This is a genomic window from Synechococcus sp. CC9311 (assembly GCF_000014585.1).
In the GTDB taxonomy this organism is placed as follows: domain Bacteria; phylum Cyanobacteriota; class Cyanobacteriia; order PCC-6307; family Cyanobiaceae; genus Synechococcus_C.
Genome location: NC_008319.1, coordinates 2,452,239 through 2,466,493, shown reverse-complemented (window position 1 = coordinate 2,466,493; position 14,255 = coordinate 2,452,239). Strand labels below are relative to the sequence as shown.

At 57.3% G+C, this 14,255-nt stretch carries 12 protein-coding genes; 4 read left to right on the top strand and 8 right to left on the bottom strand.

The features are described 5' to 3' along the window. Window positions 1–66: 66 nt before the first annotated feature. The 7 genes from SYNC_RS12835 to SYNC_RS12805 form a co-directional block, all read right to left on the bottom strand. The gene (locus tag SYNC_RS12835) at window positions 67–651 is read right to left on the bottom strand and encodes a chorismate lyase (RefSeq protein WP_369791622.1); all 585 of its coding nucleotides are present in this window, start codon (window positions 649–651) and stop codon (window positions 67–69) included. A gap of 599 nt (window positions 652–1,250) precedes the next feature. Further along, window positions 1,251–1,847 (bottom strand): M23 family metallopeptidase, encoded by a 597-nt coding sequence (locus SYNC_RS12830; RefSeq protein WP_011620687.1) that lies wholly within the window; start codon window positions 1,845–1,847, stop codon window positions 1,251–1,253. Between the two features lie 242 nt (window positions 1,848–2,089). Continuing rightward, window positions 2,090–2,794, bottom strand: a complete 705-nt coding sequence (locus tag SYNC_RS12825) for a hypothetical protein (protein WP_011620686.1) — start codon at window positions 2,792–2,794, stop codon at window positions 2,090–2,092. A 24-nt stretch (window positions 2,795–2,818) separates the two neighbouring features. Further along, on the bottom strand, window positions 2,819–4,768 hold the full coding sequence (gene mnmG, locus SYNC_RS12820) for a tRNA uridine-5-carboxymethylaminomethyl(34) synthesis enzyme MnmG (RefSeq protein ID WP_011620685.1): 1,950 nt from the start codon (window positions 4,766–4,768) through the stop codon (window positions 2,819–2,821). 36 nt (window positions 4,769–4,804) lie between these two features. Next, the gene (gene dnaB, locus SYNC_RS12815) at window positions 4,805–6,220 is read right to left on the bottom strand and encodes a replicative DNA helicase (protein ID WP_011620684.1); all 1,416 of its coding nucleotides are present in this window, start codon (window positions 6,218–6,220) and stop codon (window positions 4,805–4,807) included. Between the two features lie 62 nt (window positions 6,221–6,282). Next, window positions 6,283–6,741, bottom strand: coding sequence for a 50S ribosomal protein L9 (gene rplI / locus SYNC_RS12810; protein WP_011620683.1), 459 nt, complete (start codon window positions 6,739–6,741; stop codon window positions 6,283–6,285). A 42-nt stretch (window positions 6,742–6,783) separates the two neighbouring features. Further along, window positions 6,784–7,716, bottom strand: a complete 933-nt coding sequence (locus SYNC_RS12805) for a fatty acid desaturase (RefSeq protein WP_011620682.1) — start codon at window positions 7,714–7,716, stop codon at window positions 6,784–6,786. A 51-nt stretch (window positions 7,717–7,767) separates the two neighbouring features. On the opposite strand from SYNC_RS12805, the gene SYNC_RS12800 reads away from it, so the two are divergent. Further along, entirely contained in the window at window positions 7,768–8,511 is a 744-nt protein-coding gene (locus tag SYNC_RS12800; protein ID WP_011620681.1) for a hypothetical protein, read from the top strand. Here SYNC_RS12800 and SYNC_RS12795 read toward each other — a convergent pair. Beyond that, window positions 8,508–9,356, bottom strand: coding sequence for an acyl-CoA desaturase (locus SYNC_RS12795; RefSeq protein ID WP_369791621.1), 849 nt, complete (start codon window positions 9,354–9,356; stop codon window positions 8,508–8,510). The two genes, SYNC_RS12800 and SYNC_RS12795, sit on opposite strands and share 4 nt — an antisense overlap. Window positions 9,357–9,535: 179 nt before the next feature. On the opposite strand from SYNC_RS12795, the gene SYNC_RS12790 reads away from it, so the two are divergent. From SYNC_RS12790 to gcvP, 3 genes are all read left to right on the top strand, one after another. Next, the gene (locus tag SYNC_RS12790) at window positions 9,536–10,840 is read left to right on the top strand and encodes a methionine gamma-lyase family protein (RefSeq protein ID WP_041426787.1); all 1,305 of its coding nucleotides are present in this window, start codon (window positions 9,536–9,538) and stop codon (window positions 10,838–10,840) included. Window positions 10,841–10,860: 20 nt separating this feature from the next. Continuing rightward, window positions 10,861–11,250: a glycine cleavage system protein GcvH gene (gcvH, locus tag SYNC_RS12785; RefSeq protein WP_011620678.1), complete on the top strand. Its 390-nt coding sequence runs from the start codon at window positions 10,861–10,863 to the stop codon at window positions 11,248–11,250. Between the two features lie 68 nt (window positions 11,251–11,318). Next, entirely contained in the window at window positions 11,319–14,255 is a 2,937-nt protein-coding gene (gcvP, locus tag SYNC_RS12780) for an aminomethyl-transferring glycine dehydrogenase (protein ID WP_041426786.1), read from the top strand.

The following is a 14,255-nucleotide window of genomic DNA, read 5'->3' as shown; positions in this document are numbered from 1 at the left end:
ATGGTCTCGATTGCAAGAGCTTCGGCAAGTTCATATGCACGAATGTGGAAAAAACGCTGGCTTTCTTCATATAGAAAGATGAAGTGGATGGCGTGGAGTGGCTCCTAGCCATTCTTCTAAGGCAGGGCTGAATGCTTCACGAATCACCGTGAGCTCCCGTCCTTGCCGAAAAAATCGATAGTGGCGACTCCAAAATGGTCCTGAGCAGCCAAATCGTTTTTCAAGCCAAGGTTCTTGGACGAGCGCTAAACCATCCACTTCGCGAAAGAGCTCAGATCGGCCTTGCGTGAGGCTGAGCCAGATCGGCAGGTTGCGGTCTTGTAAGTGCTGGTTGGCTTCGTCCTGGTTCCACCAACTTTCAGCCCACGCCAGGGTTTGCCCGCCACAGTTCAACCAGACTTGACGGCGGAGTAGGGGAGGCGTGAGTTCTTGCACTTCGCGTGGGCAGCCGGCGGAAGCCTGTCCCCCTACTTCTGCTGCCATGGCAATTAATTCCACGGCCACAGGATGTCCTGTGAGGAGGCGCAGGTGACGGGTTGGACTGCCGTCTCCGAGGAGCATCAGTCTCCAGGGACCGGGTAATTCCCCTGGATCATCCCCGGCCACAACCGTTGCGGCAGGTGCTTCCCATACACAGGTGGGGGAAGGTATTAGCCCAGACGACAATTCCAGCTCTGAAGGTGATGTCAGAAAGCACCTCCCACCGAGACGGATGGGAGATTGATATTGGAAGCTTTGCGTTGCAAACCCTGCTGCATCAGTGAAATCTGGCGCACCCTAACGAGCCTTACCTTTTGCGCAGAACACCAGAGCCGCAGGCGATCAGCTTGGGTCGCGTTTGGATGGACACCAGTTCAGTAACCACTGAAGCGAAGGGCTAGCTCAAGGGCGCCAAGTCCGCAGAGGAAGGTTCCGCCAAGTAATGCAGCTTCTTTAAAAGAACGAGCCATGATCATTAGGGCAGAACCCACGACTAACGCTCCAAAAAATCTAAATGGAATCTCGAGCTCCAATATTGAGACGTGTTTCATGAATCAATCATCAGGCGCCTTTGCGGCACTGATTTCGCTCAACTTCATGAAGTTCTTGGCTGGAAGGCTCAGGCCCCCAGCTTTTTCAGGCTTAAGGCAACGTTTCTACACTTTGATTTACCGATCTAAATTTATAAATGTCTAATTAGAGGCCAACTGACTGTCTTTTTCTGAGTACATTGACTTACGTCTAGCCAGTCATCAATTGTTGGAAGTGACTCAACGCAATGCGTTTTGATTCAGAAGTGGGGCAGGGTCAATCGCCATGATCTGCCCATTCTTGAATCGACGGAGTTCAAAATGGAGATGAGCGGTGGTTGCATAGCCGCTTTTTCCTACATTCCCTAGTAGGTCTCCGGTTTGGATGAGTTGGCCGGGCCTGATTCGAGCGCTAAGTAAATGCGCGTAAAGCGTTTGCCAGCCATTGCCATGATCCAGTAAGACAGTGAGTCCGTATCCAGAAATGGGTTGCACCACTAATGCTTTCCCGGAGAGTGCAGCCAAGACTCCTGTTCCAGAGGGCGCGATCAGATCATGTCCTGTATGTAAGCGCCATTGATCTCGATGGTCTGAAAAGCGCCAACCGTAAGGGCTCACTTCCTGGGCAACATAAGAAAGTGGATATTGGAGTCTGATCGTCTCTCCACGTCTGATTGGCCACAAGTGTTGAGGAAGCGGTCTGACTTTTGGCCCCAGACGTGCAAGGTCGGAAACGCTCGTCAGTATTGGCGTATCCCTTGGTCGTGAAGGCTTGGCATCGGCCTGGGTGCTGGCAAGAATGGCGATCAGCAATACGGCGAATGTCTGTCGATGCATGACGGCATGCGCAATCCACTCGTTTTATCTCTCATGAGAGGGAATGCAACTCTGTAAAACAGTTGATCTAAGGACTTATGAGTGGCTAACAAACAGTGCCTTTCAGAAACACTTTTTCTAGAATCGCTTTTTCTTTTAGTGGATTTGCTTTTCAGTTGAAAACGATTGAGAACTGGTAGGTCTCTACCTGATTCGTTTTGAGTGAACCGGACGATTGGCAGATCGTTGATTGGATCTTTTATTTAGAAGGCACCTCCGATCGAGAGGGATTGGCGTTCACCGTTGCGTTCAATCACTGCACCTGTGCTGGAAATGCTCACCAATGACCAGCCACTGTTGCCGATGCTGTCGCCAGGCGTTGCAGAGAGCGATTGATTGTCTAATTGGAAGATGGCCGATCCCCCCACTTCAGCGTGCACAACTCCCACGAGAGCAGGCTTGCTCATCGGAGCTGGCACTACAGCACTTGTATCTGAGTTGGATGGAGAGGCGTCGGATAAGGCTTTGACAGGCGCAATCGCTGTACTGAGCGGCAGCGTGAGCGGTTCAAGGCTGGGCAGGGTGGTCAAAACCTCAGCTTGCTCTGGTTTGGGAGATGCAGAGGCAGAGGAGGTAGGGGTGACACCTGCTTTGAGCTTCTCAGTAAGAGCCAGATTGCGCTCGCGATAGAGGGCTTGCTCGGAGAGCTGCCAATTGCGTGCCAACCAAGCACTACAGAGCAGGGCTCCGAGCGTCACGCCGATCAGGGTGAACTGCTGCCACGGCTGAGTGCTGCGAGGCGTTGTTGGGAGAGGATCCGCAACGGGGCGATTGGCTGGATCTGGTGCCGGTTCCACTTGAATCTCAACGGCCTTCAGGGAGGGTTCCGCTTCTTGGAACACCTGATCCATGACCTGTTCAGCGCGCAGATTCCAATACGCCGTGGATGTGGGGAGGCGAGAGGGCACTGCAAACCTTTGGTTGAGGCAAAGTTATCGAGAGTTGGTGCTGCTGGCGAGACTTTCACTCTTTTGGGATCGGCGCTTTTGTAGTTCCAGCCAAAGCAACAGGGCCGTGAGATCTGCTTGGCTAACCCCAGGAATGTGTGTGGCCTGGCCCAAAGTGGTGGGTTGAATGGCAGTGAGCTTTTCGCGCGCTTCTCGCGACAAGGTGCCGATGCTGGCGTAATCGAGATCGGCGGGGAGTTTGCGCAGGCTTTGGCGTTTGACTTGATCGATCTGTTGTTGCTGGCGCTGCAGGTAGCCGCTGTATTTAATGTCGATTTCTGCGCCCTCTCTCACCGCTAGGGGAAGTTCGGCATCGGCTAGGCGATGGCGCACAAGATCAGAGCTGTGGACGCCTGATCGACGTAAGAGATCCGCGAGCGTGATCGAGCCTCGAATCGGAGCTCCGCTTTCTTTCTCAACGGTTGATGCGACAGGGTCGCTGACCTTGAGGCGAACAGTCTCAAGGCGTTGTTTTTCTTCTTCCATGGCCTGGAGCTTGTCGTTGAACAGCTGCCAACGGCGGTCATCAATCAGTCCAAGCTCACGGCCCAGGGGGGTGAGGCGTCGGTCGGCGTTATCACCACGCAACACAAGGCGGTATTCACTGCGGCTGGTCAAGACCCGGTAAGGCTCGCGTAGGTCTTGGCTCACCAGATCATCGATCATTGTGCCGATATAGCTGTTTTCCCTTGGGAAGTGCACGGGCTCTTGCCCTCCGATGAGACGGGCAGCGTTGAGGCCAGCGACAAGGCCTTGGGCCGCGGCTTCTTCATATCCAGTAGTGCCGTTGAGTTGCCCAGCACTAAATAGCCCCCGCACCCGTTTGGTCTCCAGAGAGGGTTTGAGTTGGGTTGCGGGAAGGTAGTCGTAATCAACGGAATAGGCCGGCCGAAGCATCACGCATTGCTCCAAGCCTGGGAGGGTGCGCAGCAGTTCCAATTGGATCGTTTCTGGCAACCCCGTAGAAAAGCCCTGCACGTAAATCTCTGGGGTGTCACGTCCCTCTGGTTCCAGGAAAATTTGGTGGGAGTCTTTGTCGGCAAAGCGCACGATTTTGTCTTCGATCGAGGGGCAATAGCGCGGTCCTTTGCTGTCGATGATGCCGCCGTAAATCGCGGTGAGATGCAGGTTGTCTTTGATCAGCTGATGCGTTGCCGCTGTGGTGCGGGTGATGTGGCAGCTCATCTGTTCGCCGCTGGCCCAGGCCGTTGGGTCAAATGAAAAGAATCGATCGGCGGCATCGCTCGGTTGCGCTTCCAGTTGGTCGAGCGCAATGCTGCGCCGATCAACACGGGCAGGGGTGCCGGTCTTGAGCCGATCGGTTTGGAAGCCCAGCTGCTTCAAGGCGTCGGTGAGTCCTTCTGCAGCCTGTTCCCCAGCGCGCCCGGCAGACATCGATTGATGGCCCACCCAAATGCGACCGCCAAGGAAGGTGCCAGCGGTAAGCACTACGGCCTGGGCGCCGTAGACGCTACCGAAGTAGGTGCGAACCCCTGTGATTCGCGCCTGTCCTGCTGGCTCTGGATCCCCATCCACTTCGAGGCCGGTCACCATCGCTTCGCGCAGGGCCAGGTTGGGGGTGTGATGCAGCAGTTGCAGCATCTCTCTTGAGTAATGGCGTTTGTCGGTCTGGGCACGTAGGGCCCACACGGCAGGGCCGCGGCTGGCGTTCAGTACCCGTTTCTGAATGGCGGTGGCATCGGCGAGGCGGCCGATCACCCCACCAAGGGCATCCACCTCATGCACGAGCTGGCTTTTGGCCGGTCCACCAACGGCAGGATTGCAGGGCTGCCAGGCGATTCGGTCGAGATTGAGAGTAAAAAGGGCGGTACTTAGCCCCAAGCGAGCAGCCGTGATTGCAGCCTCGCAACCGGCATGACCGCCCCCTACGACGATCACGTCGAAGACTTCGGTGGGGGGAGGGCTGAAGCTCATATCTTCATTGTTTTAGTTCCTATGCCGGCTCCTCGCTCAGGCGGCCAGGTTGCGGAAGCGAGTGAACTGCGGCTCAAACAGTAGTTTCACGGTGCCAACGGGACCGTTGCGGTGCTTGGTCACGATCACTTCAGTGATGCCTCGGTCTGGGGTCTCCGGGTTGTAGTACTCGTCGCGGTAGATCATCAACACCAGATCGGCGTCTTGCTCAATTGAGCCTGATTCGCGCAGGTCGCTGAGCATGGGGCGTTTGTTGGTGCGCGATTCCACCCCGCGGCTGAGCTGAGAAAGGGCGATCACCGGCACGTTCAGCTCGCGGGCCATGCCCTTGAGCCCCCTTGTGATCCGCGAGATTTCCTGCACGCGATTGTCGGGGCTGGATCCCTCCATCAGCTGTAGGTAATCAATCACCACGAGGCCAAGCTCTTTCCCTTGTTCGGCCATCAGTCGGCGGCAGAGCGAGCGCATCTCGAGGACGCCTGAGTTGGGCTTGTCATCGATGTACATCGGTAATTGCCCCAGGGTGTTGATGCCTTGGCCCAGCAAGGGCCATTCCTCCTGTTGCAGCCGGCCGGTGCGCAGGCGGCCCGCTTCGATTCCAACCTCCATCGACAGCAGGCGGTAGGTGAGTTGCTCTTTGCTCATCTCCAAGCTGAACATGCACACCGGAAGGTTGTGCAATTGAGCCACGTTTTTGGCAAGGTTGAGCACGATTGAGGTTTTGCCCATCGCTGGGCGGCCCGCCACGATGATTAGATCACTGCGCTGCAGGCCTTGGGTCATCGCATCCAGGTCGTAGAAGTTCACCGGAATGCCCGCCACCGAGGTGCCAAGCGATCGGCTTTCGATCTCGTTGAACGTGCTGGTGAGGATTTCGGCGGTGGGTGTGAGCCCTTTGGACGGTTTCTCCTGACTGATGGCGAAAATTTTCTGTTCGGCCTGATCCAGCACCTGCTCCATCGGCAGGCTTTGGTCAAAGCCCAGCTGAATCACCTCATTGCCGGAACGGATCAGCTGACGGCGCAGGAACTTATCCATCACCAGCCGGGCCACCTGTTCGATCGAGGCCGTGGATGCCACCCGTTCCACCAGCTCCACCAAGCGGCCGCTGCCGCCAACTTTCTCGAGTGATCCCGTATCCGCCAGCCAGGCGGACATCGCGGTGAGATCGGTGGGTTTGCCCTGGCTATGGAGCATCACCGCGGTGCGGAAGATCTCCCGGTGGGCTCCCAGATAGAACGCCTCGGGTTGGAGCACGTCGGCAACCCGGCCAATCGCGTCGGGATCCAACAAGATCCCACCTAAAACCGCTTCTTCCGCCTCCAAGTTTTGGGGCGGAAGCGAGTCGGGGAGGGCTTCGAAGTTGGGCTCATCGCGTTGACGGCCCTTGCCGAAGCCCCGCTGTCCCCCACCTTCACTCGCGCTGTGATCAGGTTGGGAGACACTCACCATGGCAGTGAACTGGCGCCGTTAAGTCATCACACTCTGGCTGGCCGTGAAGCCCATGCCAAGAATCAATAACTGACGACTTCGAGATTGATTTCTGCGGTGACTTCGCTGTGCAGCTTTACCTGCACCTTGTAGGAGCCCGTGCGATGGATGTCGGGAACAGTGATGTCGCGGCGATCTACTTCTTTCTTAGTGGCGGATTCGATCGCTTCGGCGACATCGCCATTGGTCACGGTGCCAAACAGCACGTCGTCTCCACCTGTTTGCTTCTTCACGGTGAACCGTCCGATCGTGTCGAGAGCGGTGCGGAACGCTACGGCATCCTGCTTGAGGGTGGCTTGACGCTCAGCTTCCTTGGCCCTGCGGTGCTCTACCTGTTTCATCACCGCAGGGGTGACGGGAACAGCTTTGCCGAAAGGAAGCAAGAAGTTCCGGGCGTATCCGGGTGCAACGTCAACTAGATCGCCATTGCGGCCCAGGCTGAGGATGTCCTCATTGAGTACGACTTGTACGCGCTTGGCCATGGCGATTTAGAAGAGGTTGAAGATGAGAAGCGATTGCGAAGTTTACGACGCGACCGGTAGGCGGACCTTGGTTGCGAGCCCTAACGCGCGCAAGAGGCGGATGTGTTCCCAGGTGAGATCGATCTGACCTGGCTGCATGCCGTGGCGTGCGGAGTGGGGGAAGGCATGGTGATTGTTGTGCCAGCCCTCGCCGAAGGTGAGCGCCGCAACCCATTTGTTGTTGCGTGATGCGTCACCGCTGTCATAGACGACGTTGCCCCAGCAATGAGTGGCCGAGTTCACAAGCCAGGTGACGTGATAGACGACCACCAGGCGCAAAGGAATGCCCCACATCACCAAGGCCCAACCGCCAGCACCTGTGGCCGTGCCGATCCAGAACAACAGCAAGCCAAGGGGGAGCTGGAGCCAGAGGAAATGGGCATTTAGCCAGCGGTAATAGGGATCGCTCAAGAGATCGCCGGTGAGGCGAGGCACTGCAGGCATGGCTTCGATCGGGTGGAACATCCAACCCATGTGGCTCCACCAGAACCCGCGATGGCTGTTGTGGTGATCTGCATCCGTATCGGAAAACTTATGGTGATGGCGATGCAGCCCCACCCAGTCGATCGGACCGTGTTGGCAGCTCAGGGCCCCGCAGGTTGCGAAAAAGCGTTCCAGCCAAAGGGGTAGACGGAAGGATCGGTGTGTGAGTAGGCGGTGATAGCCAAGGGTGACTCCAAGGCAGGCTGTAACCCAGTACAGAACCAGCAGGCTGGTCACAGCAGGCCAGCTCCAGAAACCAGGCAGAAGAGCCACAGCCGCAAGGGCGTGGATCACGATCATGAATCCAATCGTGACGGAATGTTGGTGATTTTTAGGGCTGGTTGCAGGCTCGCCTTTGCGTGGACGACGAAGAAGGCTTGCTTGAGCAACTGCCAGGTGCGAAGCTGCCGGCCGACTGGGCGGCGACGGAGTTCTGATCGTGCTTGAAACCATGGCTAATCCGCTTGATGTCCATAATTTACACCCAATAAGGATCCGTATCAAGTGACAAAGGAAGAAGCCGTTTCTGATCATGTGACCAAGGGTTACCGGGATCGGCTCGATGAGGGCCGTCGAGCGATGGCGCACTTGATCCATGTCTGGCATGAGCGCAATGGTTGGTCTCACAAGGTGTTGCCTGCCCTCGCGGATGCCCTCGATCTCGGTCGTGTCCACAACTCCCAAATTTCGAACTTGCGCAACGGCAAGCTTGCCTCTCCCGGTCCCGAGGTGTTCCTGGCTCTCGGGCAGGCCAATGCGATCCTCGATGCGGGCTTGGATCCGATCCAAGAGCATCTCGCTGAGGTGCATCCCGATCTACTCAAGGTGCTCAAAGTGAGCGCTGTGCCTGTTGTCAGCGCTAATGGCAAACCGTTGGGTGCAGGACAGTTATTGGAGATCTTTGTAGGCCTCGCTCCTTTGCCACCGGGTTTCGATTGGCGCATTGATCCCGTGGAGGCGGCCCCCTTGAGTGCAGCGCTCGCGGATTGTCTCTGCCGAGGGCAGTCGTGGCGTCAGTGTCGCGATCAGTTGATGAACGCTTATCCAGTAGGAAAAATGCAACGCCGTGAACGCTTTACCGCCGTCATGGCGGGTTTGCGTGATTACACAGCCGAAGAACTTGATGGGGAGTTTCTCGATCTTCACGCCACCTATCTCGCTCTGGGCGGTCAAAACGGGGAGACGCCGGCAGCCTTCCTTGAGGAATTGCGCAGTCGTCTCCCCTTGATGGAAACTCGAGAGAATTAGCCGATGTAGCGGGCTTGTCGCACTTTGCGCGTGAGTCCAAGTCTGCGAAGCAGACGAATGTGCATCCACGTGATGTCGAATTCGAACCAACGAAGCCCGTGGCGGGCGCTATTTGGATAGGCATGGTGGTTGTTATGCCAGCCCTCTCCAAAGGACAGCACGGCCACCCACCAGCAGTTACGTGAAAGATCAGGACTGTTGAAATTCCTGTAGCCAAAGGCGTGAGTGGCGGAATTCACCAACCAAGTCACGTGATACACAACGGCGAGACGTAAGGGGATGGCCCACAGAACGAGACCAACTCCTCCACCGTGTACTCCTGCTGTTTCTCCGTACCAATACAGAGCTAACCCCAGTGGGATTTGGAGCACAAGGAACCAGCGGTCAAGCCATACATAGAAACGATCACTCAGCAGATCGCCCGCATAGCGATGCTTTTCTTTCAACGCAGGGATGTCGTGGAGCATCCACTCGCTGTGACTCCACCACAATCCCCGTCCCGCATCGTGGTGATCATTGGGTTGATCCGAAAAGCGGTGATGGTGGCGATGCAACGCCACCCAATCGATCGGTCCGCTCTGGCAGGCCAGGGTGCCCATCACCACGAGAACCCGCTCAAGCCAGCCGGGCACTTCAAAGCTGCGGTGCGCCACCAGCCGATGCAGACCCAGGGTTACGCCCAGCACGGTCGTCCAATACAAAACGCCGAAGGCAACCAGACCCTGCCAGCTCCAAAAGCGTGGAAGTAAGGCCACCGTTGCCAGCACGTGGATGACAACCATGAAGCTGGTGGTCCCCCCTTTAAGGCGGCGCTGGTGTGAGGGAAGCATCTGACGCGGTGCCATCACGGCTGCGCGAATGCGCAACTCGCGTTGGGTGCTGGCGTCAGCCGGGGTGGATGTGACCAAAAGAGTCTCCGTGCACCGGATCTGAAGATTCAGGCGACGAGAAGCCGGCGAATCTTGAGTCGGTTGGAAAGTGCGAATGTAAAAGAATTCAGCACAAAAAGTGCAACTAAGGAGAGATGGATTCAAATCCTGTGGATGGCGCAATGGCTGCTGCGACCGTTGAGGAGTGGGCGCGAGCGCGCATTTTGCAAGCGAGAGATCGGCTCAGGCCCATGGCAGAGCAACGCACGGCGGGTGTTTCGGTTCGCTTGGAAAAGGTGCTGAATGCCTTCGCTGCTGAGCGAGTTGGGACCCAGCATTTCGCGTCTGTGAGCGGCTATGGCCATGGCGATCAGGGGCGAGAGGTGCTTGATCGTGTCTTTGCCAGGGTGCTGGGTGCTGAAGCTGCAGCTGTGCGCCTTCAGTTTGTGAGTGGCACCCATGCGATTGCTGCAGCTCTATTCGGGGTGTTGCGCCCTGGGGAGCGGATGCTCTCGATTACGGGCCGTCCTTACGACACCCTTGAAGAGGTGATTGGCTTGAGGGGAGAGGGGCAGGGATCTCTCCGTGACTTCGGCGTGCAGTACGAAGAACTTCCCCTGCTCGACTCTGGAGCGGTCGATGAGGGGGCTTTGGATGCGGCTTTAGAGACCCCTCGCAAGCTGGTGTTGATTCAGCGCAGCTGTGGCTACAGCTGGCGCCCATCGCTCTCCATCCACACGATCGAACGCCTCTGTGAGCGTATTCATGCCCGCCAGCCCGATTGCGTTTGTTTCGTGGACAACTGTTATGGGGAGCTTGTCGAAGAGCGGGAACCTCCTGAGGTCGGTGCCGACTTAGTGGCTGGTTCGTTGATCAAGAATCTCGGTGGCACCATCGCTCCAGCAGGGGGCTACGTGGCAGGTCGGGCTTCCTTGGTGGAACAGGCCTGCTGCAGGCTGACAGCACCAGGAATTGGGAGCGAGGGCGGTAGCGGTTTTGACCTGCATCGCTTGCTGTTGCAGGGCTTGTTTCTTGCGCCGCAGATGGTGGCGGAAGCCTTGATCGGTGCTGATTTGGTGGCGGCTGTGTTTGCTGATCTTGGCTATCCGGTCCAGCCTTCTGCAGGGGAGCCCCGTAGTGATCTCATTCAGGCGGTGCAGATCGGAAACCCAGACGCCTTGAAATTGATTTGTCGGGCTTTTCAGGGGGTCTCACCCGTGGGCTCCTATCTCGACCCGGTGCCTGCGCCGATGCCTGGATATGCCAGTGATTTGGTGATGGCCGGCGGCACCTTCATCGATGGCAGCACCAGTGAATTTTCTGCGGATGCTCCCCTGCGAGAGCCGTTCAATCTCTATGTGCAAGGAGGAACCCATCGCTCCCATGTCGAGCTGGCTCTGATCAGGGCTCTTTGCGCGTTGATGACGGCAGGTTGGGTTGATCTGGCGCAGACTGGTTAGCAACCGCATCCCCTGGCCCGATGGCCTTCGACTTCCCCGACCAGTTTCGGTTCGCCGACAGTCATGAATATGTCCGACAGGAAGCGGAGCTTGTGCGGGTTGGACTGAGCGCCTATGCCGTTGATCAGCTCGGTGACATTGTGTTCGTGGATCTGCCAGAGGTGGGGGATGATCTCAGCCGTGGAACCAGCTTTGGAACCGTGGAATCGGTGAAGGCCGTTGAGGAGATGTACGCGCCAATCACGGGCAAAGTGATTCAGCGCAATGAAGCAGTCTTAGCCAATCCTGAGGAGCTTCAAAACGATCCTCATGGGGAGGGTTGGCTCCTGGTCATTCGCCCGTCAGAACTTGCCCAGATTGAAGAGTTGATGGATTCCGCGACTTACTCCGCCAAGGTGGCGGCTGCATAACGGAAGCTTGATTGGGTCGTCGATGCGGCGGGGACTTCCTTACAGTCGCCGTCACCGCAACCGGCCTTTTGACCTTGCTTGAACAGCGTGTGTCTGACGCGTCGGTGGCTGAGCCACTGTCTCCTTTCGTAAGCAGGCATATCGGACCGGGAGAGCAGGCGCAACAGCGGATGTTGAAAGCGCTTGGGTTTAAAGATCTCGATTCCTTTTTGCGCGCGGTTGTCCCCGCAAATATTTTCGATGCATTGCCCCCTGTTGAGGCTCTTCCCCGTGGTTGCACTGAAGCCAGTGCTCTAGCTGAACTGCGTGGCTTGGCTGACGCCAATCAGGTCCGACGATCGCTGATTGGCTTGGGTTACTACGACACGGTGACACCAGCGGTGATCCAGCGTCAGGTGCTGGAAAATCCCTCTTGGTACACCGCTTACACGCCTTATCAAGCTGAGATCGCACAGGGTCGCCTGGAAGCTCTGTTCAATTTTCAGACCCTGATCAGCGAGCTCACTGGTTTACCGATCGCTAACGCCTCGCTGCTCGATGAAGGCACTGCCGCAGCAGAAGCGATGGCCATGAGCTTGTCCACCTGTCGCCGGCAGGAGGCCAAGCGCTTTTTGGTGGACGCCGCTGTGTTGCCCCAGACATTGGCCGTTTTGCAAACCAGGGCCTTACCTATTGGAGTGGAGCTGGAGGTGGTGGAGCCGGAGGCGTTCCGGTGGGGTGACGATGTCTTTGGGGTTTTGCTCCAACTACCAGGCCGTTGTGGGCGCCTTTGGGATCCGTCCGCCTGCATCTCTGCTGCCCATGACAGCGGTGCCCTTGTCACCGTGGCGGTGGACCCCCTTGCCCAGGTGCTGCTCGCACCGGTTGGTGAGCTCGGTGCCGACATCGCTGTTGGAAGCACCCAGCGTTTTGGTGTGCCGATGGGCGGGGGCGGTCCCCATGCCGCGTTTTTTGCCACCCGCGATGCATTTCGCCGCCAGGTTCCTGGCCGGATTGTCGGCCAGTCACGCGATGCTGATGGTCAGCCAGCGTTTCGGCTGGCTTTGCAGACGCGCGAGCAGCACATCCGACGCGACAAAGCTACGAGCAACATTTGTACGGCCCAAGTGCTGCTGGCTGTGATGGCGTCGTTTTATGCCATCCATCACGGACCAGAAGGGCTGGAGGCCATGGCTCAAAAGCTTGTGGCGCTTCGACTTCAGCTCGAACAGGCGGTGCGTCAGTTGGGTTATTCGCTTGAGGCGAAGCCTCGTTTTGACAGTTTTGATGTCTATGGATCGATGGCTCCGCAGGTCCATCGCCTGGCAGCAGTTGAAGGCATCAATCTTCGTGTTTTGCCTGATGGCGCCTCAGTCGAGACGGCTCAGGGATTTGGAATCAGCCTGGATGAACTCTCGGACTTGGACGAGATCACCCGTCTCATTGCGGTTTTGGCCCAAGCGGTTGATGCTCCTGTCCCCTCGACTCTCGGTGAGCTGAGCAGCGACCCACTTTTGAATGTTGTTCCTTGTCGCCGAGAGTCCTGGCTTCAACAGTCGGTGTTTCACCGATACCGCAGTGAAACCGAGCTGATGCGCTACATCCAGCGATTGGTGAGTAAGGATCTTTCTTTGGTGCACGGAATGATCCCCCTAGGGAGTTGCACGATGAAGCTCAATGCGGCTTCAGAACTTGTTCCTGTGAGTTGGCGCGAGTTTGCTGGGATGCATCCCTTTGCTCCTTTGGATCAGCAGAGGGGGTCTCAGCGAATGGTTGAGGACCTCGAAACGTGGTTGGCTGCACTCACTGGTTTTGCAGGTGTGTCGCTCCAGCCCAATGCTGGATCGCAGGGGGAATATGCAGGGCTGCTCGTGATTCGTGCCTGGCATCACTCCCGTGGCGAGACCTCCAGAAATGTTTGCCTGATCCCAACGAGTGCCCACGGCACCAATCCAGCCAGCGCTGTGATGGCGGGCATGCGCGTTGTGCCGGTGGCCTGCGATGACGAAGGCAATGTGGATGTGGAAGATCTGCGCGCCAAAGCGGAGCAGCACAGCGCATCCCTAGCGGCCTTGATGGTCACCTACCCCTCAACGCACGGAGTGTTTGAGGTGCGTATTCGCGAAATCTGTGCGCTTGTGCATGAGCACGGTGGGCAGGTGTATCTCGATGGAGCCAATCTGAATGCGCAGGTGGGTCTTTGCAGGCCTGGCTCGTTTGGGGCTGATGTCTGCCACCTGAATTTGCACAAGACCTTCTGCATCCCTCACGGTGGTGGTGGGCCTGGTGTCGGTCCGATTGGGGTGGCATCGCATCTGCTGCCGTTTTTGCCAGGACATCCCTTCATGGATTGTGGTGGAGAGCAGGCAACTCAGCCCGTGTCCGCTGCTCCTTGGGGAAGTGCAGGCATCTTGCCAATTAGTTGGATGTATTTGCGTTTGATGGGCCCTTATGGTCTGCGTCAGGCCACTGCCATCGCACTTCTCTCCGCCAACTATTTAGCCAGTCGCTTGGATGCGCACTACCCAGTGCTGTTTCGAGGGGAGAGTGGGCTAGTGGCCCATGAATGCATCCTTGACCTGCGGGGCCTGAAGCGAACCGCAGGATTGGAAGTGGATGATCTGGCGAAACGTTTGATGGACTTTGGCTTTCACGCCCCCACGGTGAGTTGGCCTGTGGCGGGCACGGTGATGGTGGAACCCACTGAAAGCGAGAGTTTGGAAGAGCTGGATCGCTTCTGCGACGCGATGATTGCGATCCGCGCTGAAGCTGCAGCAATCGAAGATGGATCCAGTGATCGGGAGAACAACCCTCTGCGCCGTGCACCGCACACCTTGGCTGCGGTCACCGCTGACAGCTGGGATCGTCCCTATAGCCGGCAGCAGGCTGCATTTCCGCTTCCTGAGCAAGCCAGCAACAAGTTTTGGCCTTCAGTGGCACGCATCGACAACGCCTTTGGCGATCGAAATCTAATTTGCACGTGTCCAAGCGTTGAAGAGATGGCCGAACCCGTTGCAATGCGGTAA